Here is a 19,711-nt window from a genome sequence, read left to right on the forward strand (position 1 = left end):
CTTCTATCCATTCACCTTCTCTATCTCTTCACCAGCCTCTTTCACACGCCTTTTCAAAAGCCCCAGACATCGCACGATATCTATTCTCTTCTTTATCATAAAACTCATACTTCCATGGGTCATCTGTGTTACATTCGAAGAATGTCTTCGATAATCGATCAACGGTTCCTTTATAAAACAGACCTCACCCATATACTCCGCAGCAGTTCCGATCCAATAATCATGCATGTACATTTCTTTTGGTATCGGACAGATTACAGGGATCAGCTCCCTGCGAAATGCCATGCAGCATCCGACATAACTGTTCTTTATAAGATTTTTAAGTATTCCCTTCCTGCTTCCTCTGTTCGCAAAAAGGCCTTCTGCACCGGTTGGATTTCCGCACTCATCCACAATCTGCGCATCATGAAGAACTGCCTTCACCTTTGGATTCAAAAAAGCTTCATTTACCTTCTTTACCTTATCTGGCTTCCATATATCGTCCTGATCAGATAAATAAATAATCTCTCCACTACAATGACGAATCGCATTCTCAAAGTTCTTTACAACGCCCTTGCCCGGTCCCTTTATAACATGAATCCGCTTGTCCTCTTCTGCCATCTTAAGGAGCAAAGGCTTTGAACCATCACTTGCTCCATCAACAGATACGATAACTTCATCCTGTTCACTAAGCTGTGTCAAAATCGTATCCATCTGTTCTTCTATATACATCCCACCATTATAATATGCCATTGCCACTGAAATCTTCATAAAAATCTCCTACAAAATAATATCGTCTTCCTGCTTTTTCTTCTCTGCTGCCAGAATACGCTTTTTTTCTTCTTCTGACAAGACTTTGTCTTTCAAGATTTTAGCATAGTTTTTTGTACTTCTTGTTAAATTATTCCCCAAAAAAATTTTTTCTACCTGCCCATCCATTTTTCCAATTACAACACCCATGATATCTCCTCCTGTTTTCGAGTTTTCGAGCTATTTTGAACACTTTACAAAATAATTTTTTCCTATTTTCTCATTATTCTCATTCTTTAGTATCTATATTTTTCGATGTGTTTCACCTTTTGTTCAAATTTTCGTCAAAAAACGGACATATTTTTTCTTTATAGTATAGACAGCAACAAAGAAATCCCTCTATTTCTTGTGGCTAAAGATTTTTTTCATATTTTGAAGCCCGTATAGAAGAATTATATGGGCTTCCTCCTTTTAATGAATGCCTCTAAGAGGCACAAAAAGAACCCTTTCCCCGAGGGTTCTTTTTGTGTCCATTTGTATTTATTTATCAGACTTTCCGGCTATGTAGTTAATGAACTGCTGTGCAGTACGTCCGGAAATTCCTCCATGAGAAAGTTCCCACTTGTTTGCTTCCGCACATAATTCCTTGTCGCTCATTGTAATTTCCGGATATTTCTTTGCCAAATTGGTTACAATCTGGAAATACTCCTGCTGTGTTGGCTTGGAGTAATTGATACTTACACCAAAACGTGCTGCTAAAGACAGCTTTTCCTGTACTGTATCGGAGCGATGCAGTTCTTCATCCTTATCAGAACGATCTGACCATGTCTCACGAATCAGATGGCGGCGGTTCGATGTTGCATAGATTAAAACATTATCCGGTTTCGTTTCCATTCCACCTTCAATAACAGCCTTCAGATATTTGTATTCAATCTCAAATTCCTCGAAGGAAAGATCATCCATGTAAATAATAAATCGATAATTTCGATTCTTGATATGGCTGATGATCGCAGAAAGATATTTAAACTGATGTTTATAAATTTCGATCATACGAAGGCCATCGCCATAATACTGGTTTAAGATTGCCTTGATACTTGTAGACTTACCGGTTCCGGCATCACCGTAAAGTAAACAGTTATTTGCTACTTTTCCCTGAACAAAAGCTTCTGTATTATCTACCAGCTTCTTCTTCTGAATCTCATATCCTGTCAGATCATCTAATACAACCTTATCTAAATTGTTAATTGGAACAAAGTCCGGCTTTCCGTTATTCTCTACAATACGGAACGCTTTGTTAAGACCAAACATTCCTACTCCATAATCTTTATAAAACTTCACAACTGCATCAAAAAAAGTATCCACATCTTCTGCTGCTGCAAGTTCATCTGACAATGCACGCACCTTTTCACTTACGTTCTTATTATACATACGCTCTGTCTTGCCGATTGCCTTATAGTCTAAGATCGTACGGAAACAATCGATTCCCAGTGTCTCCTCGATTGCTCTGAAATCATAGTGAAACAGGTTCATAAATACCTGAAAATCATTCTTTGCAAAATGATTTACTGTTCCGTTATTCGCCCCCACTTTTTCACTCGTCATACTAAAAGAATTCTCATTCGTCACAAGTACAAATGTAAGATAATTATGCCATAAGTTTTTATCAAAACCGTATGTCGTTGCCAGATCAAGCAGTGCCTTCATCTCTTTATAAATATCGGTGATCAGCTCATCTGCTCTGTAATGGCAGCTGTCAAATCTCTTAAAAATATCCGCGAGCTTTAAAAGAATACTGTCTTCTCCTAAATCACGATATAAAATCAACTTTGATACTTCTCTGTACATTTTCTATTCCTCCTGATTCTCAGAACAGTTTTTCAAGATCTCATCTACATTTAATGCATCAATCTGAGAAGCGAACTGACTCTTTAACTGTTCTATCTTATCTTTCGCCTGTTCACGATCTCCATCAAATGACGTGTATCCTTTAAAAGATGCTACCATTGGTTTATCCTCATCCGATGCATCCCCCTTAGAATACAACTCCAGACCAGGAAATGCAAACTTTGGTTTATCTTCATCATGAACATTACCATTCTTAAGGTCTTCTAAGGTTACCAGACCAGGAAATGCATGTTCCGGCCGGTAATCCGGCATCTTAAATACATCAAAACATTCTAAAATATCCACATCTGTCATATCATCCGGCAAATCTTCTTTTAAATACTCCGGATGGTACTGCTTATAAAATTCATAAATAACCTGCTTTATTTTCGGGTCACGAATATCTGTCTCTACCCTCTCATCATTAATAAACAGATAATATCTGTCTACATACGGCAAAATACGTTCTTCTGCAGTAATAGAGGTTACTTCCGGCACACTGTCATAAGAGACTTCCAGCCGGTGAAATGTTCTCTGTCCTTCCTGTGTCTGTGTAACACCCTCGATTTTATATTTATCTAATTCAAAAAACATACTTTTTAATAACGTAAATTCATACATAAATTCATTCTCCCAATACTTTATTGTGTTTTTAAAATCTCTTCCATCTCATCAAGCAGTTCACCAAACAGCTTTAATGCAGATTCTACTGGCTCTTTCGTTGCCATATCAACATCACAAAGACGCAGCAGGTCGATCGGATTCATGGAACTTCCACCACTCAGGAACTTAAAATATCCTTCTTTCGCCTTTTCATCCCCACTTAAAATCTTTCTACTAATAGCAATCGCTGCAGAATAACCTGTCGCATACTGATATACATAAAATGGTGTATAGAAATGTGGGATTCTCGCCCATTCTAATGCGATTTCTTTATCAATAACAATACCTTCTCCAAAATACTGCTGATTCAGCTTATAATAAATATCACATAATACTTCTGCCGTAAGTGGTTCCTTTTTCGCCGCCATCTCATGTGTAATCTTCTCAAACTCCGCAAACATAGTCTGACGGTACAGTGTTCCTTTAAACTGTTCTAAGAAATAGTTGATCAGATACATTTTTTCTTTTGTATCTTCCGTATTCTTTAATAAATATTCCATTAGCAGCGCCTCATTACATGTCGAAGCGACTTCTGCAACAAAAATACGATATCCTGCATAAATATATGGCTGATTCTTATCTGAATAATAAGAGTGCATCGAATGTCCCATCTCGTGCGCTAACGTAAATACATTATTTAAATTGTCCTGATAATTCATCAGCACAAACGGATGGCATCCATACGCTCCCCAGGAATAAGCACCGCTGCGCTTTCCTTCATTCTCATATACATCAATCCAGCCATTCTCCATTCCATCGGAGAGAACCTTCCCGTATGCTTTGCCTAACGGTGCAAGCCCCTTTTTTACGATTTCTTTTGCTTGTGCAAACGGGACTTTCATCTCAAACTCTTCAACCATCGGCGCATACAGATCATACATGTGAAGCTCTGGCACTTTTAATGCCTTTTTGCGAAGTGCAACATAACGATGCATGAGATCCATATGCTCATGTACTGTATCGATCAGGTTTGTATACACAGATACCGGAATCTCTCCTCCGTCTAATGCCATCTCTAAAGAGGAATTATAATGTCTTCTCTTTGCAAAAAACGCTGTATTCTTGAGATTAGCCGCATAAAGTGCCGCTAACGTATTCCTGTATTGTCCATACTGTGAGTAAACCGACTCAAATGCATTTTTTCGAATATTCACATCTCTGTTCTCTAAAAGAAGAGTATATCTTCCATGACTTACCGATATCTTCTCACCTTCTTTTCCCTCGATTGACGGGAATCGAATATCTGCATTATTAAACATAGAAAAAATATTCGACACATCGGCAGACATATCAGATACATCCGCAAGAATCGCCTCTTCCTCTTTGGAAAGAACATGCTCCTGCTGGCGGAATAATTCATAAAAATATCTTCTGTATAATTCCATATCCGGATTCTGTGAAAACCACAGTTCTATCGTGTCCTCGCCTATTGCTAAAAGTTCCGGCTCTTCAAATACAACTGCGCTGTCAAGCTGTAAAGATAATGCCTGTGCCTTTCCTGCAAGCCCCTGATAAAAACTATTCCCCGTATCTTCATGATATCGCTGATTGGCATAAACATATATGGCTTCAAACTTCTTCATGACTTCTTCTTTTTTACGCATATACTCTACAAAAACTTCAGAACCTTCTTTCAGTCTTCCTTCATATGCCGCAAGTTCCTTTGCCTGCTCTGCAAGCGCTTCATAATCTTTTTCCCATACCTCATCTGCTGCATATAAATCCTGAATATGCCACTGGTATGCCGGATCACTTTCCGCTCTTTTTTTAACCGTTCTTTCTGTTTCTCTTTCTGCCATCTTATCTGTGCCTCCTGTCTCTTTTATGTACTCTCGGAATCTTTTTGTGCTTGATTTTGTGAGAAGATTTTTTGTCAGTTGTGCCCAAATTTTTGAGGCGTACGCGGTGCGTACGTTGATGAAATTCGGGTGCGACTGGCGGAAAATCAGCCACAAAAGCAAGTGCAAGAAAGACTCCGAGAGTACATTTTTATGCCTCTAAGAATCTTTTTGCCGCTTATTTTGCTGAAGTTATCTTATCCCATCGGGCATATACTGTAATATTCTTTTCATTCCCCTTTGGAATTACTTTAATCTGATTCCCTTCTTTATCATACCATCCTCGGAAATAATATCCTCTTCTTGTCGGTTCTTTTAATAAAATATCACTTTTACCAGAAGCCCGCACCTTATTTTTTGAAGAGTTCACTCCCGCATTCCGATACGTAATAGTATATCCCGAAACCTTTACTTTAAATCTCTGCCTCTTTCCATTAATTCTTACAGAAATGTACGTTTCTCCAGCCTTTTTCGCTATCATATATCCGGTATTATTGATACTTACAACCGAAGAATTCCCGCTTTTCCATCCGGAAGTTCTTGATGCCCGGTCATGCATATGGCTTGGTGTCATCTGCTTTACCTGTCCAGCCTGCATAAAAAGGCTCTTCCTTCCTCGTTTCGTAAGCTTTCCTGTTCTTATTTGCTTTCCAAGATAAACTTTTAAATGTCCCTTTCTCACTCCATGAAAATCTGATATATAATAAGAAAGATATCCTCGTTTATTTACCGTAAAACGTCCAATATATATAAGCTTCCATAACGGATCTGAAACTTCTGAACTGTCTTCCCTCTCATCTACTTTTCTCAGCAAAACAGGATTTTTCTTAACAAAGCCCATTTTGTAAATCCCCGAATTCATTGAGAATATAATGTAATCATTATACGGTTCGATCCATCCAATATATCTGCCGCCGGAAGGACTGTATACCGTTTTTGTTTTCTTTCCTTGAAGAGTCGAACACTTCAAAGAATTATCCTGAGAAATCCAGTACCAGAAACCTTTTCTGTAAAATGTACATGTCCTTGCCTTCAGTGCACTCTTTATTTCTTTATTATCTTTTATATAATCCGAATTAGAAATCGGAATCCCCCTCATATTTAAATCATTCGAATTACCCTGACCATATAAATCTTTTGCCTTATATCCCGGATGTGTCTTTAAAAAACCTTTCTTTCCAACAAGAAAACTTTCATAACTAACTACAGCACCTTCATGCTTTCCCGTTCCAACTCCATTCGTCAAATCTACATAGTACCACTTTCCACTCAACTTTATAACGTTCCAGGAATGGTTCTTCGAATAATTACTTACGACTGCACAAGGAATTCCAAGCGTGTTCATTGCAAGAGCATACGCATTCGCAAGACCATCACAAACCCCGACGTGCTTCACCAGAACATCATATCCCGTATGTGCATCTGCAGATTCTCTGTATATGGTATTCTTTGCAAAATACGTATATACCGCCATCGCCTTATCCGCCTGCGTCATAGAAGACTCTACAGTCTCTAACGCTTCATCCAGTCCTTTGATGATTTTTTTATATCGTCTTTGAAACTTTGTCCTGCTAATAAGCTTCGTGCTGTTAAATACCGTTGCATTCCCTTCTTTTTCTACCGCATAATACTGAGACCAGTTTGAATCAAGGAAATCGATTCGTTCCGCCATAATCGCCGCCCTGTTATTAATTGCCGCCGCCCGAAGGCATGCCCTTCCTGAAGATCCCTGGCTGACAGAACCGTAAACATCCATATTCTGTGTCACCGTTCCTTCCATCATCAGTTTTGACAGTACGTTAATATATTCTCTTTGTGTATTCGAAAATGACGCCGCATTCACATCCTTTGTAAAAAAAACGCTCCCTGCTAAAATAACACATAATAAAATCAAAATATGACCTGCTCTTTGCAGACATTTACTCAACCCTCTCTGTTCATCCACATGTATACCTCCTCTCAAATAGATAACCAGTACATTTGTTTTGTACCTTACTATCTATCTTATCATCATATATTAAAAATAGCAATTATTGTCGAAACGTGATAGAATATAAATACTATGCCACAGGCACGATAAACAGGAGGAACATTTCATGGCTAAAACCGCTGAATTCCATACTTTACTCCGCAATTACCGCGGAATTATGGGCAATATACGTATTAATAACTTCTGGATTTCTTTTGATTCCTGCTTCTTTAATTATTATGCAGATGACGACGAGATTCAGTTTAATCTTGCAGGGCAGGAGGGTGTTGTTACGATTCCATCTATCATTTCCTACGACAAAGTTGATGAAGATGATTTGTTTGAGGATGCTGTAGCCGGATATACCGCAACATTAGAATCTGGTGATATCATTACATTTTACTGTTTCAATGCAAAAAATAAAAATTAAGAACTATAAAATAAAAAGAATAAAACTACTTAATTAAATCTCAGAGGTAGTATGATAATGTCAAAAGATGAATATTTAATTACAGATGCGCCCCTTAAGGCGCTGACTATTTTTGCAATGCCGATGATTCTCGGCAGTTTTTTTCAACAAATTTATAATATGGCCGATTCCATAATCGTCGGTCAATTTGTCGGCTCCTCTGCACTTGCGGCTGTTGGCGCCTGTGCAGCACTTACGAATGTTTTCATTTGCATAGCACTCGGAGCAGGTGTAGGTGCTGGTGTACTCGTAAGCCGCTATTTCGGTGCCAGAAATTATAGTAAAATGAAAACAATCATATCCACATCACTGATCAGCTTTTTGATTCTAAGCATAATCCTTGGTGGCTTAGGCTTTTGTTTTTCTCATTTGATGATGAGTCTTTTGCAAACACCTGAGGATATACTGAATGAAGCAGTGCTGTATCTGCGTGTCTATTTTATAGGATTCCCGTTTCTGTTTATGTACAATATTCTCTCCACTATGTTCACTTCCATCGGTGAATCAAAGATTCCTTTAGGTCTTCTGATATTTTCTTCTATTTTAAATATCTTTATGGATCTTTGGATGGTGGCCGGTCTTGGTCTGGGTGTATTCGGTGCAGCCCTTGCCACACTAATCTCACAGGGTATCTCTGCAGTATTTTCGCTTTTAATCTTCCTTCATCGAATTCGGAAATATAAGAGCTACTTTAACTGGTTTGACAGACAGGAACTCCTTGCAATGCTTCAAATTGCCGTACCGTCAGTTCTCCAGCAATCCACTGTGTCCATTGGTATGATGATAGTACAGGCTGTTGTAAATCCATTCGGTACACAAGCACTTGCCGGTTATGCCGCAACAATGAGAGTGGAAAATGTTTTTTCACTGATATTTGTATCCATCGGCAATGCCGTTTCACCATATGTTTCTCAGAATCTTGGTGCAAAGAAACCATGGCGTATTAAAAAGGGCTACCGCGCTGCATTATTGTTAGATGTATGTTTTGCATTCCTCGCCTTCCTGGTTATTGAAACATTGCACACGCAAATTTCCTCACTATTTCTGGGAAAAGATGGAACAGCCTTAGCCTACCAGGTATCCGGTGATTACATGAGATGGCTCGGTTATTTCTTCATCTTCATGGGAATCAAGATGGCAACAGATGGCGTCCTTCGTGGACTCGGAATCATGCGTCCATTTCTCATTGCAAACATGGTAAATCTTGCTATTCGTCTATCAGTTGCACTGATTTTTGCACCACGTTTTGGTATCGCATTTGTCTGGTTAGCTGTACCAGCCGGCTGGTTTGCAAACTTTCTGATTTCCTATGTGGCACTCAGAAAGTCTGCAAAAGATTTATAAAAATTCCCTAATCTGTCCTGCGATAATCTGCATCAATCGGTTTCTTGCTTCTACACTCGCCCATGCAATGTGCGGAGTAATAATAAGCTTTTTACTGTCTTTTATTTTTGCCAATGGGTTTGTTTCACTCATTGGCTCCTCACATAATACATCAAGACCTGCTGCTGCAATTTCACCTGTTTCCAATGCTTCATATAAATCCTGTTCTACTACAATCGGTCCTCTTCCAAGATTTAAGAAAATAGCTGTCTTTTTCATTTTTGCAAATGCTTCCCTATCCATCAAATCTTTTGTATATTCATTTAACGGAGCATGTACGGACACAATATCTGATGTAGTAAGTAACGTTTCAAAATCAACCTGTTCATATCCTTCCTGTGCCGGACTTCCCGAAGCAGAGTAATAAATCACACGTGCCCCAAACGCCTTTGCAATATCAGCAACTCGTCTTCCAATTGTTCCAAGTCCGATAATTCCCCATGTTTTTCCGTTAACTTCATTAAAATGCTCTGCAAAATGAGTAAACACCGTATCATTTATATATTTTTCGTCTTTTACATAGTCATCATAATAACGTATCTTCTCTAAAAGATAGAATAATAAAGCAAATGTATGCTGTGTAACGGATTCTGTAGAATATCCGGCTACATTTCTCCATGCGATTCCACGCTTTTTCAGATATTCTTTGTCCAGATTATTTGTTCCTGTAGCTGTTACACATACTAATTTCAAATTTTTTGCAGTCCCAATTGTCTGCTCATTAATCGCAATTTTATTCACAATTAAAACATCCGCATCTTTTACACGCTCCGGAATCTCTTCCAAAGTAGAAAATCCATATTTTACCACTTCTCCCAGAGCATCATATGCCGATAAATCAATATCTTCTCCAATGGTTTTTGTATCTAAAAATACAAGCTTCATATTTATTTCTACCTCCACGACTTCAAGATGTACTCACAGAATCAAATAAAAGATTCTCTGAGTACATCTAGTTTACAAATTATATTGGTTTTCTTCATTCTACCACAAAATATATTATCAATACATAGTTTTGTTTTCTATCTATGGGTACAAGATAGTTAACTGCTCTGTCTTCGTCAATGCCAAACAAACTGGCGGTCTCCACAGCATCAATATTGGCTTCTGAAAATCTCACTATTAGGTTTACTATCCCGGTATTTACCTGGTCAAAAAAATGGCTGCTTGGTTTCGTACCTTACAGCCATAGTATAATGATTTTCTTTTAGAAAGTGGTCTCATAGAAAGCGACATTAAACAACATTCATTGTTTTATGATCCAATCAGGCTCTGATCAAAAGCAAACAGTGCTTCATTGATTTCATATATATTATAATTTCCCTGTTCAACAAAATATTCTACAATAATATCAAACTTGCTTGAATGAGACAAAGTAAATCCCGCCTTACCAAGCATATCCTGCATTTCTGCAATTGGCAGTTCCAATGCCAGCGCAAATGCCAGCACTGTCGTTTTAGACGGCTTAGTTCTTCCCGACTGTCCGAATGTTCCTTCACATATCGGTCATCTATATAAGCTGTAATATCCGCAAACAACTTTCCGCTAATCTAGATATGCCTTCCGATCAAAAATTACAATGAAGACTGTCATCTCATTTTCCAGTAGAAACTTCCCAATGATATCTATAGCAACTTTTAATGCCTGATCTTTTGGATAACCATAAATTCCAGAAGAAATCAAAGGAAAAGCAACCGATTCACAGCTATATTCCTTCGCCAGATTCAGTGATGTATTATAGCAGGATTCTAAAAGTTTTTGTTCTTGATGTTTTCCATCTAGCCAGATTGGTCCAACTGTGTGAATGACATATTTACAAGGAAGACGATATCCATTTGTAATTTTAGCATTCCCTGTCTCACATCCATGGAGCATCCTACTGTCTATCCAAAATTTTATTAAACCGGCTAAAGAAAGTTAATGTTGTAATTATCGCAGCCAGTATATCACTGATTGGTTCAGCCAGAAAAACGGCAAATACTTTATTCTGAATAAAACATGGTAGAATAAAGATTAACGGAATCAACAGGATCAGCTTTCTAAGGCAGGCAAGCAGCAGACTAACCTTCGCCTGTCCCAATGCCATAAAGCTCTGCTGGCAGGCAACCTGAAATCCAAGGGAGAAAATACCAGCCATGTAAATTCTCAATGCCCATGTAGTGTACGTAATCAAATCTGTATTATTAGAAAAGATTCCTGCAAACAGTTTCGGAAACAAAAGCATAATCAGCCAGAAGCAGCTAGTAAAGACTATACAGACTGTAAATTGTGTAAAAAATGCTTTTTTTACACGCTCTTTATTCCTTGCGCCGAAGTTATAACTCATAATTGGCTGTCCACCCTGACAGATTCCCTGTAATGGTAATGTGGCAAGCTGGCTGACACTTGTAATAATTGTCATAGCTCCAACAGCAAGATCCCCGCCATACCTTGAAAGGCTGAACGTGAAGCTGACAGACAGGATACTTTCTGTAGATAACATGACAAAGGTAGAAATACCAAGTGCAAGACAAGGTAAGATAATGTCTTTCTGCAATTTAAAGTTTTCTTTTCTAAGATGAAGAATGGTCTTCTTTCCGGATAAGAAACGAAGAATCCATATCGCACCGACCGCCTGACTTAAAACCGTAGCAATCGCAGCACCTCTTACTCCCAGATTAAATCCAAAGATAAAAATCGGATCAAGAATGATGTTAATTACAGCACCAATTACAGTCGTCATCATACTGATCTTTGCAAATCCCTGTGTCGTAATAAATGGATTCATTCCCATCACGATCAAAACAAAAATGCTTCCGAGAATATAAATTCTTGCGTATGCCACTCCATAAGGAAGTGTCTTATCACTGGCACCAAACAACGTTAGCAGCTGTGGGGCAAAAATAAAGAAAATCGCTGTAAGTGCCACAGCCATAACAATGAGAAGAGCAAAGCAGTTTCCAAGAATCTTCTCCGCTGTCTTATTATCTTTCTTCCCCATAAAAATAGCCGCACGCGGAGCTCCTCCAGAGCCAGCGAGCATAGCAAATGCATTAATCAGCATAAGAATAGGGGTAAATAATCCGACACCGGTTAATGCTGCCGCACCAACACCGGAAATATGTCCAATGTAAATACGGTCTACAATGTTATATAAAAGATTGATAACCTGTGCAACAACAGCCGGAATTGCGAGCTGTGCTAAAAGACGTGGTACTTTTTCCGTTTCCATCGCCTGTGTATTAGACTTACTATTCATAAATACCTTCTCCTAAATTATAAAATGTAAAAAGCATTATATCTACTTGTAGACAAAATTTCAAGGGATAAATCTTTGATTCACTTATACCTTTTTCATTTTCCTTGTCATGTGAAGGAAAAAGATTACATTTAATATAATTCCAAAGCATGTTGCAACAGGAGCTGCAAGCCCTATATTAGTAAGGCTGGCATCCGGCTGTATACTCATAAAATATGCAAGTGGCAGTCTTACAAGAAGCGTCTGGATAAGTCCCTGAATCATAACCCACAACGTCTTTTCATGTCCGTTAAAGTAACCTATCATAGAAAAAAGAATTGCCGTAAGAATGGTTTCCGGAGCAAACCCCTTAAGATATTCAAACCCCTTTTGCACAACCGCTTCATCCGTTGTGAATATCGATGTAAGCACATCACCAAAGAACCATACACTTATGAAAACAACGATTCCAACAATTAATCCGATTCCTATTCCGGTAAACATCGCTTTCTTTGCTCTATCCTCCTTACCGGCACCAACATTCTGTGATACAAAAGAAGCCATCGACTGCATAAGTGCACTTGGTATCAGCATGGCAAAGTTTACTATCTTACAGGCAACCCCATATCCTGAAGAAGCTTCCAGCCCTAACTTATTTATAAATGCACACAGTGCAAGAAATGACATCTGGGTAAGAAATTCCTGAAGCGCAAGAGGAATCCCAACTGTCAGGAATCTTTTACATTGACTATTAAACCTGAAATCTTTTTTTGTTATTTTAAATGGCAGCTGTCTTCTTTTAAGCATCAAAAGAGCCAGCACCACACTGACCGCCTGGGCAAGCACTGTAGCAATTGCGGCTCCTGCGGCATCAAGATGGAATCCTGCAACAAGTACAAGATCACCTACGACATTTACCACGCAGGCAACCGCAACAAATATAAGCGGAGACCTGCTGTCTCCCAGCCCTCTGAATATAGCAGAAAGAACGTTATAAGCAACAATAAAGAAAATACCTCCCCCGCAAATCCTTACATACACTGACGTAAGCATAAGCGCTTCTTTAGGAGCCTGCATAAGAACAGCCAACGGCTTTGCAAAAAACACCATCACCACAAAAAGTACAACAGCTATCATAGTAAACACTGTCGTTGCTCCACCAAGCAGTTCCCCTATTTGACTTGTATGCTTCTCACCGATATACCTTGCAATAAGAACAGTAATTCCCATTGCTAACTGCGTTATCACAAATGTTACAAGATTAAGAATCTGACTGCCCGTTGAAACTGCTGATAACCCGGCTGTTGTTCCAAATCTGCCCACGACCAGAAGGTCCACCGCACCATAGGCTGCCTGAAGTACAAGCGCTCCAAGTATCGGCATCATGAATGGAATCATCTTCTTTAATATACTTCCCTGTGTAAAATCTGATCTTTCTTTTGCATTCATATATTACTTCCTGTTACTCATGACTATATAGAGCTTTTCTACTACTTCAATCATCTTATCTGCATCTTCATCCGTAATCCCTCCAAGATCTTCCGAAAGATTACCAAAATACTCATCAACATATTTATCAACCAGGTCTCTTCCTGTCCTGGTCGTCTTAATATAAACAAACCTTCCGTCCGTTTCTGTTGTTTCTTTCTCGACAAATCCAAGCTTCTCCATATCTTTTACGGTTTTCGTTACGCTTGGTCTCGGAAGTCCAAGGTTCTCACTCATATCACTGACTTTTACCTTACCTTCCATTTTTTCTAACTTTCTAAGAGTATCCAGATAGTGAATATGGGATGGTGTCACTCCGCCAGGCAATGCCGGAAGCATATCTCTTATCCTCTTTGCCTGATAACAGGCATCCATAACTTCCTTTATCTTATCTTTTGTCATGAGTTTCTCCTTTCTATTATTTTACATAATTACTTTATATAATTACTTTGTATAATAATATTGTAGTTGTTTTTTGTCAATAAAAAAGACAATACTTCCTCTTCCTTCCTGTAGCATCAATCATCACAAAACCTAAAAGTATCTATGATACACATATGGTTTTTAAATCGTATACAATATCCTGCTTAACGAAGGGGGATTACTATGAATTTATCATTAAACGAACTGACAAAGATGGCAACACAGGAAGTGAATTTTGATGAGACGTTCTTCTCAAATATTGAAGAATGCATCAAGTACAACAGTATTGGAACGCTCAATTGGGCCATCCATACCTTAACCATTATTCGAGAAAGAATTGATGTTGAACAAAAAGAGAACAAATTGTTCCGCTGGATCGCTGATATTAATGAAAATGAAAGCTTAGTGCGAGTTTTACCAACAAATGTAGTTTACATCCGAAACATTAAGCTTGGCTCACTTACTCCTTTTGTAACAGAACACAACAATGTTTATGTTTACAACGAAAAAACAGGTAGAATCGAAGAAGTGTTTGAGTAAATATTTGAGTAAAAAAGATCGCTTATCAAACACAGGTTAAAGAATGTTTCATTTATCAATGTTTTTCCACTGAAAGATAGTTATTTGTTTTTATCATTACGTCTTTCAATATATCCAGATCTTGTATTACCTGTCCTGTCTCCAGGGAATGGTTGGCATCCTCATATACATAAATCGGTATCCTCTGCTTCCGGCTTGCGTGAATTACCTCATCCACATCACTCCATGGATCTTTCATTCCGATAAAGGCAATCCCTTCTTCCACATCATAAGAGTATGTCTGTGCCAGTGGTGTGTAAAAAATCATTCTGCATTTTATACTGTGCTTCCTGGCATATGCTGCTGCAATGACGGTCCCTATACTTTTAGAGACAAACAGAATTTCATCGTACTGATTAAATTCCACTCCATTGAGCTGTTTTTCTGCCTGTTCATACAAACTGTTAAAAGCTTTTTCCATCTCAGCAGCATTATCTCGAAGATTCTTTCCATCATAAGAATATGACAGGCTGATACAATCTGTATACCCATTCATTACGGCAATCTTTTTTCCATAATACAATATAGGTTTATCACAATGATACCCTATTCCCGGGAATAAAATCATAAGGTTTCTCATTCTGTCCCTCCTAGTAGCTTTTTTCTAACTTATTATTCGCATCAATGCTTACCTTGTCTCCTTCATTGATATTACATTCATAAAGCTTAGCATCCTCTGCTTTTACTACCAATTCTTCTCCCAAAGAGTTCGTAAGCGTAACTACTGCCATGACTGGTACATCTTCTGAGCGTTCTTCACAACCGTAATCTACGTCTTCATCTATTCTTTTTACTGTATATATCATAATGTCACCTTTCATACCCAAATGTATTTTTCTATATTGTCGTTATACTAAGCCACTGGCATGACGTCCATCCTAGCTACAATAATTTTTTCTACTCAAAATTTTTTTATTTTTTCCAAAAAGAAAAAAGCCCATTTTTCTTGTATGAGGCGGAAGTCATTTCTCCGGTAGTATAACCGGTGACTTCAATAGTTTTTCGGAGTGCTGCTTCATCTAAGGGTTCTTCCGATAGAATGACTGTTTCTCCTTTGGAATGGCTCGATTTCACTTTTTTCACTGAAAATGCATTCCGAACTGCTTCGTTAATATGTGCTTCGCACATGGTACAAGCCATACCAGTAACCTTTATTGTTGTCTTAATCATAATATTTCTTCCTTCCATTTTAAAAATCTTACTTTTTTCTAATGCCTTGATTATTGCACAATGTAAGTCTGTTTTCTGACATCCTGTAGTAAGAAAGTTAGTGTGATCTAACATTATTTTAATACAACTATCCGGCTTATGCAAGACTCTGAGGTTCTTTTTCCCATTCTACAATCTGATCCATATATTCTGTCTAATTATCATTCCTATATACTGTCAATTCAAAGTGTTTTCTATTTGTTTTTATAAATCCTTCTTTTTGTAATTTTGATATCTCTGTAGACATTGCTGCACGATCAATGCAAAGGTAATCTGCTAACTGCTGCCGGTCAAAAGGAATATCAAAGGATAGGGACGAATGTCTGATTGATTCTGCTGACAGATAAGATAACAGTTTATCCCTGGTAGTTCGCTTACCTACATGCGTAATCTTGTCGTTAAGAATCAGTATCTTGTTTGCGAGGACACTGACCAGATTACGAATCAGCTTCTGATGATGTTCACACGCAGTTGGACAGGATATCAGAAGTCTTTGGACATGTAAAAGAATAATCTCACAATCCTCATCCGCTACCACGCTAATATTTAGAACAGCCCCCGGACTGGCCGCATATGGCTCACCAAAGAAATCACCGGCATGACATTTCGACAGAATATTCCGATGTCCCCAGAGATCTTCCTGAATGATAAGAACGCAGCCAGACACCACAAGTCCCATTACCTCGGTAGAATCTCCTGCTCTGAAAATATAAGAATCTCGTTTTCTAGAAATTGTTGTGGCATTTACACATTGAAGTATAGATAAGATCTCGCTATCAGAAAGACCTTTAAAGAAAGGGCTGTTTTTTAAAATAGGTAAATATTTTTTCAAGATTACTCCTCCCTGTTGGAATCTTACTTGCCATATTTTTCAATCACACTTCTTAATGTCTGCTCATTATTATAAAAAAGAGCTGTCGTTTCCTCTGTATGAATCTTCTCAATCTGAGCTGCTACTGCATCTGCATTCAGATGTACCGTATCCGAAATAATCTGATCGCTTTCACGCACGCGCTGAATTGTCTCGTTCCGTCTGACTCCTCGAATCGTCCTTGAAAATTCCTGCTTGATTTCCTCGTTCGGAATATGCACTTTTTCTGAATCTTTATCATAAGCCAGATATCCTAAATGAATCAACAAAGTCAACACATCATCTTTCTCTCTAAATGTCACCAGATCATTTGAAAATCCCCTTGTATCAACTTCTACTTCAATACCGCCGATCAATTCTGCAATCGTCTTAGAAAGCCCACCATAATCAAGACTGATATATTCCATCAGGCTCTCGGCTGCCGATGTCTGTGACCAGTAAGAATCGAAATCATCATTTCTAAGTGCTTTCATGACCGAATTCGGATTATAAATAGAGTTTGCATTCGGAAATGAATATCCATCATACCATAACTTCATCTTTGAAAAATCTATTTGATACTCTCTACATAAATCCTTTACTTCCTGCTCTGTAAATCCTACATATGGCGCAAACTTTCTCGGTTTTACCATCGTCAATTCTTCAAAATCAGAAATCGCAGACTGTGATCCATCTTTTTTAATCGGCAGAATTCCTGTCATATATACTGCTGCAAAAATCTTATCCGTCGTTCCACTATTTTTAAATAAAGAGCGTAAAAATAACAGATACTCTCTTTGTATTTCTATCTTTTTACCATTTTCACGAATCGGTGAATCCCACTCATCAATAATCATGATAATTTTATTTCCTGTATAAGTCACCAGATTTGCCAACGTATCAAACAATGCCTCGGCTTCTTTTACTTCCGGATAAATCTCCAGAACTTCTTCCGTTATATTTCGCTTTACATAGGAGACTGCATCTTCTGGTGATGTCACACCAAGAACACTAGCCATATCCAGGTAAATCACATCATACTTGTTCAGGTATTTTAAGTATTCATCCGCTTTTGCAATTCTAAGATCATCAAACAACTCTTTAGAATCACAAGTCTTATCATAATATGCACATAACATTTTAGCTGCAAATGACTTTCCAAAACGTCTTGGTCTGCTAATACATGTCAGATTTCGTGGCGTGTTGATTGTTTGATTGATCAGTCTTATCATTTCTGTTTTATCAACATAAACATCATTTCTCATATTTGAGAAACCACTGTTCCCCGGATTCAGATAATTTCCCATTATGCCATTGCCTCCTTAACAAACTGTTGTATTCATCTGTTTACTTGTTACTATTCAATGGCTTGCGTTTCGCCCCCCACAACCTTTCTTTTTTCATAATGCCATTTTTCACCCGTTTTCGTTTCCTCCGGCTTCTTTCCTTCGGCTTCCAGCCAGCCCTTACATGGTTTTACCAGCTGATCTTTGGTAAAGTCGATCTCTTTCCATTCGCCTTTTCCCTTGTAACACTTATTGCGGTTCGGGCAATGTTTACACGCATTTTTATTGGCATAGCGGATATTCCCGTTTTTCTTTATGCTCTTCTGTCTCAGGATTTCCCCAGCCGGACAGTATACCAGGTTTCTCTCAGGATCTCTGACAAAATAACCTTCTTTTGCTTTTTCCTGCATTTCCTCAGGACTTCCATAAACACTGCTGTTTTCCCGTTTTTCATCCACCACTTTACGACGGACTGTTTCTACCTTCATATCCTGTATCACTTCTGCATAAACTTCCGGTAGCTTACCTGCATGCAGTGCTTTCTTTAGTTCTTCCGGCTCTGTGCTGGCAGTATCCGTTTCTGTCTCTTCATAAGGAATTTCTATGTGATAACCGTCTTTTCCATCATCTGTCATGACATGTGGGATAATACCGTTCTCCAGACACTCCACCATATCTTCCACAGCTTCATAACCTTTATCTGCTACTACTTCTATGATCTTTTCCGGTTCAGAGCTCTTTATCCCCTGCATCGTACTTTCCAGCAATCCATGGTCGGTTACCTGATTGGTCATCTGAAAATCTCGGATCAGATGTGTTTCAGAATCTACCGCCGTCTGTGGGTTATATGCTACTGTAAACCCATTTTTATTTTTCATGAGTTTTGCATCCGCATCTGTGATCGAAAGCTGGGATACCCCGGTTTCTTCCATCAGCTTCTGATAACCTTCGTATCTGGCAAGTCTCTCCTGTGCTTCTTTTAACTTGGCTTCAAGACTTTCTCTTGTCAGTTCTCCTGAAATCACGTCTGTTTCTTCCTGCTTGTCCATTTCATTCAGGATCCTTAGATACTCATCTGTATGGCCATTCAGCCATTTGATCCTGTCATCCAGTTTGTTTTTGGTGAAGTTGTTATCTTTTGCGTTATCCGCCTGGATCTTTGTTCCATCCACGGAAGAAAATCCCCATTCCACTGCACCGGAGATCCGGCGGTTGAATTCATAAAAAATCTCTTTCAGGCTGTCTATGTTGTTTTTCCTGAAATCTGCAATGGTGCGAAAATCCGGTTCTACACCTCCGATCATCCATTTCACTTCAAGATTTACTTTACAGCTTTCAGCCAGTTTCCGTGAAGAACGGATACCTTTCCTGCTTCCGTAAATATATATCTTATAAAGGCTCTTAGGATCGTAAGATGGACGGCCTTCTGCTGCCACAGGTTTTACACCGTATTTCCCTATATCAAGATGGTTCACAAACGCATCAATTATCCTTGCAATACTTTCTTTATCTACAAACGTATCCCATGAACAGCACATCAGCTGGTCACGGTCGAAACCTGAAACATATGGCATCTCAATTCACCTCAGAACAATTTTTCTCTGGTTTCATTATACTATATCTGAAACATAGATGCACGATTTCTGTGTACTTTATTCAGTTTTCAATGTGCAATTTTAATTTATCTTGAATGTTCACAAGAGCATACCTATCTTTTTCTCATA

Annotated in this window: 19 protein-coding genes and 1 pseudogene; 3 read left to right on the forward strand and 17 right to left on the reverse strand. The window is 38.4% G+C overall.

Annotated features, from left to right (window positions below; translation table 11 throughout):
• Positions 1–3: 3 nt before the first annotated feature.
• The 6 genes from EHLA_RS15495 to EHLA_RS15520 all read right to left on the reverse strand — a co-directional run bounded on the left by EHLA_RS15495 (position 4) and on the right by EHLA_RS15520 (position 7,059).
• Positions 4–750 (reverse strand): glycosyltransferase family 2 protein, encoded by a 747-nt coding sequence (locus tag EHLA_RS15495; protein ID WP_096241447.1) that lies wholly within the window; start codon positions 748–750, stop codon positions 4–6.
• 9 nt (positions 751–759) lie between these two features.
• On the reverse strand, positions 760–939 hold the full coding sequence (locus EHLA_RS15500; protein ID WP_096241448.1) for a hypothetical protein: 180 nt from the start codon (positions 937–939) through the stop codon (positions 760–762).
• A gap of 330 nt (positions 940–1,269) precedes the next feature.
• On the reverse strand, positions 1,270–2,574 hold the full coding sequence (locus EHLA_RS15505; protein ID WP_096241449.1) for an ATP-binding protein: 1,305 nt from the start codon (positions 2,572–2,574) through the stop codon (positions 1,270–1,272).
• A gap of 3 nt (positions 2,575–2,577) precedes the next feature.
• Positions 2,578–3,234 (reverse strand): hypothetical protein, encoded by a 657-nt coding sequence (locus EHLA_RS15510; RefSeq protein WP_096241450.1) that lies wholly within the window; start codon positions 3,232–3,234, stop codon positions 2,578–2,580.
• 20 nt (positions 3,235–3,254) lie between these two features.
• The gene (gene pepF, locus EHLA_RS15515) at positions 3,255–5,075 is read right to left on the reverse strand and encodes an oligoendopeptidase F (protein ID WP_096241451.1); all 1,821 of its coding nucleotides are present in this window, start codon (positions 5,073–5,075) and stop codon (positions 3,255–3,257) included.
• A 217-nt stretch (positions 5,076–5,292) separates the two neighbouring features.
• Entirely contained in the window at positions 5,293–7,059 is a 1,767-nt protein-coding gene (locus EHLA_RS15520) for an InlB B-repeat-containing protein (RefSeq protein ID WP_096241452.1), read from the reverse strand.
• A 151-nt stretch (positions 7,060–7,210) separates the two neighbouring features.
• Between EHLA_RS15520 and EHLA_RS15525 the strand changes: the two genes are divergently transcribed.
• Complete coding sequence (locus tag EHLA_RS15525) at positions 7,211–7,513, forward strand: hypothetical protein (RefSeq protein WP_096241453.1); 303 nt, start codon at positions 7,211–7,213, stop codon at positions 7,511–7,513.
• Positions 7,514–7,570: 57 nt separating this feature from the next.
• The gene (locus tag EHLA_RS15530) at positions 7,571–8,896 is read left to right on the forward strand and encodes an MATE family efflux transporter (RefSeq protein ID WP_173854311.1); all 1,326 of its coding nucleotides are present in this window, start codon (positions 7,571–7,573) and stop codon (positions 8,894–8,896) included.
• On the opposite strand, the gene EHLA_RS15535 is transcribed toward EHLA_RS15530, so the two are convergent.
• The 5 genes and pseudogenes from EHLA_RS15535 to EHLA_RS15555 form a co-directional block, all read right to left on the reverse strand.
• Positions 8,891–9,820, reverse strand: coding sequence for a D-2-hydroxyacid dehydrogenase (locus tag EHLA_RS15535; RefSeq protein ID WP_096241455.1), 930 nt, complete (start codon positions 9,818–9,820; stop codon positions 8,891–8,893). The two genes, EHLA_RS15530 and EHLA_RS15535, sit on opposite strands and share 6 nt — an antisense overlap.
• A 369-nt stretch (positions 9,821–10,189) precedes the next feature.
• A pseudogene (locus EHLA_RS17090) lies at positions 10,190–10,807 on the reverse strand (macro domain-containing protein); the annotation flags it as partial.
• Between the two features lie 4 nt (positions 10,808–10,811).
• On the reverse strand, positions 10,812–12,173 hold the full coding sequence (locus EHLA_RS15545; protein WP_096241456.1) for an MATE family efflux transporter: 1,362 nt from the start codon (positions 12,171–12,173) through the stop codon (positions 10,812–10,814).
• 84 nt (positions 12,174–12,257) lie between these two features.
• Entirely contained in the window at positions 12,258–13,601 is a 1,344-nt protein-coding gene (locus EHLA_RS15550; protein WP_096241457.1) for an MATE family efflux transporter, read from the reverse strand.
• 3 nt (positions 13,602–13,604) lie between these two features.
• Complete coding sequence (locus tag EHLA_RS15555) at positions 13,605–14,042, reverse strand: MarR family winged helix-turn-helix transcriptional regulator (RefSeq protein WP_096241458.1); 438 nt, start codon at positions 14,040–14,042, stop codon at positions 13,605–13,607.
• Positions 14,043–14,246: 204 nt separating this feature from the next.
• Here EHLA_RS15555 and EHLA_RS15560 point away from each other — a divergent pair, with 204 nt between their 5' ends.
• On the forward strand, positions 14,247–14,603 hold the full coding sequence (locus tag EHLA_RS15560) for a hypothetical protein (RefSeq protein WP_096241459.1): 357 nt from the start codon (positions 14,247–14,249) through the stop codon (positions 14,601–14,603).
• Between the two features lie 55 nt (positions 14,604–14,658).
• On the opposite strand, the gene EHLA_RS15565 is transcribed toward EHLA_RS15560, so the two are convergent.
• From EHLA_RS15565 to EHLA_RS15590, 6 genes are all read right to left on the reverse strand, one after another.
• Positions 14,659–15,222, reverse strand: a complete 564-nt coding sequence (locus EHLA_RS15565) for an alpha/beta hydrolase (RefSeq protein WP_096241460.1) — start codon at positions 15,220–15,222, stop codon at positions 14,659–14,661.
• Positions 15,223–15,232: 10 nt separating this feature from the next.
• Complete coding sequence (locus EHLA_RS15570; protein WP_096241724.1) at positions 15,233–15,448, reverse strand: hypothetical protein; 216 nt, start codon at positions 15,446–15,448, stop codon at positions 15,233–15,235.
• A gap of 106 nt (positions 15,449–15,554) precedes the next feature.
• Positions 15,555–15,812 carry a heavy-metal-associated domain-containing protein gene (locus EHLA_RS15575; protein ID WP_096241725.1) on the reverse strand — a complete coding sequence of 86 codons (258 nt, stop codon included), beginning with the start codon at positions 15,810–15,812 and terminating at the stop codon, positions 15,555–15,557.
• A gap of 193 nt (positions 15,813–16,005) precedes the next feature.
• Positions 16,006–16,683, reverse strand: a complete 678-nt coding sequence (locus tag EHLA_RS15580) for a Crp/Fnr family transcriptional regulator (RefSeq protein ID WP_096241461.1) — start codon at positions 16,681–16,683, stop codon at positions 16,006–16,008.
• A gap of 23 nt (positions 16,684–16,706) precedes the next feature.
• Positions 16,707–18,008, reverse strand: coding sequence for an AAA family ATPase (locus tag EHLA_RS15585; protein WP_242970747.1), 1,302 nt, complete (start codon positions 18,006–18,008; stop codon positions 16,707–16,709).
• A gap of 50 nt (positions 18,009–18,058) precedes the next feature.
• A complete protein-coding gene (locus EHLA_RS15590; RefSeq protein ID WP_242970748.1) occupies positions 18,059–19,561 on the reverse strand; it encodes a transposase in 1,503 nt (500 codons plus the stop codon).
• Positions 19,562–19,711 lie beyond the last annotated feature (150 nt).

This window comes from Anaerobutyricum hallii (genome assembly GCF_900209925.1).
Taxonomy (GTDB): Bacteria; Bacillota; Clostridia; order Lachnospirales; family Lachnospiraceae; genus Anaerobutyricum; species Anaerobutyricum soehngenii.

Excerpts from the sequence above, each read along its gene's own strand:
- EHLA_RS15495 (WP_096241447.1), bottom strand. The coding sequence starts at position 750 with ATGAAGATTTCAGTGGCAATGGCATATTATAATGGTGGGATGTATATA.
- EHLA_RS15500 (WP_096241448.1), bottom strand. The coding sequence starts at position 939 with ATGGGTGTTGTAATTGGAAAAATGGATGGGCAGGTAGAAAAAATTTTT.
- EHLA_RS15505 (WP_096241449.1), bottom strand. The coding sequence starts at position 2,574 with ATGTACAGAGAAGTATCAAAGTTGATTTTATATCGTGATTTAGGAGAA.
- EHLA_RS15510 (WP_096241450.1), bottom strand. The coding sequence starts at position 3,234 with ATGTATGAATTTACGTTATTAAAAAGTATGTTTTTTGAATTAGATAAA.
- pepF (WP_096241451.1), bottom strand. The coding sequence starts at position 5,075 with ATGGCAGAAAGAGAAACAGAAAGAACGGTTAAAAAAAGAGCGGAAAGT.
- EHLA_RS15525 (WP_096241453.1), top strand. The coding sequence starts at position 7,211 with ATGGCTAAAACCGCTGAATTCCATACTTTACTCCGCAATTACCGCGGA.
- EHLA_RS15530 (WP_173854311.1), top strand. The coding sequence starts at position 7,571 with ATGTCAAAAGATGAATATTTAATTACAGATGCGCCCCTTAAGGCGCTG.
- EHLA_RS15535 (WP_096241455.1), bottom strand. The coding sequence starts at position 9,820 with ATGAAGCTTGTATTTTTAGATACAAAAACCATTGGAGAAGATATTGAT.
- EHLA_RS15545 (WP_096241456.1), bottom strand. The coding sequence starts at position 12,173 with ATGAATAGTAAGTCTAATACACAGGCGATGGAAACGGAAAAAGTACCA.
- EHLA_RS15550 (WP_096241457.1), bottom strand. The coding sequence starts at position 13,601 with ATGAATGCAAAAGAAAGATCAGATTTTACACAGGGAAGTATATTAAAG.
- EHLA_RS15555 (WP_096241458.1), bottom strand. The coding sequence starts at position 14,042 with ATGACAAAAGATAAGATAAAGGAAGTTATGGATGCCTGTTATCAGGCA.
- EHLA_RS15560 (WP_096241459.1), top strand. The coding sequence starts at position 14,247 with ATGAATTTATCATTAAACGAACTGACAAAGATGGCAACACAGGAAGTG.
- EHLA_RS15565 (WP_096241460.1), bottom strand. The coding sequence starts at position 15,222 with ATGAGAAACCTTATGATTTTATTCCCGGGAATAGGGTATCATTGTGAT.
- EHLA_RS15570 (WP_096241724.1), bottom strand. The coding sequence starts at position 15,448 with ATGATATATACAGTAAAAAGAATAGATGAAGACGTAGATTACGGTTGT.
- EHLA_RS15575 (WP_096241725.1), bottom strand. The coding sequence starts at position 15,812 with ATGATTAAGACAACAATAAAGGTTACTGGTATGGCTTGTACCATGTGC.
- EHLA_RS15585 (WP_242970747.1), bottom strand. The coding sequence starts at position 18,008 with ATGGGAAATTATCTGAATCCGGGGAACAGTGGTTTCTCAAATATGAGA.
- EHLA_RS15590 (WP_242970748.1), bottom strand. The coding sequence starts at position 19,561 with ATGCCATATGTTTCAGGTTTCGACCGTGACCAGCTGATGTGCTGTTCA.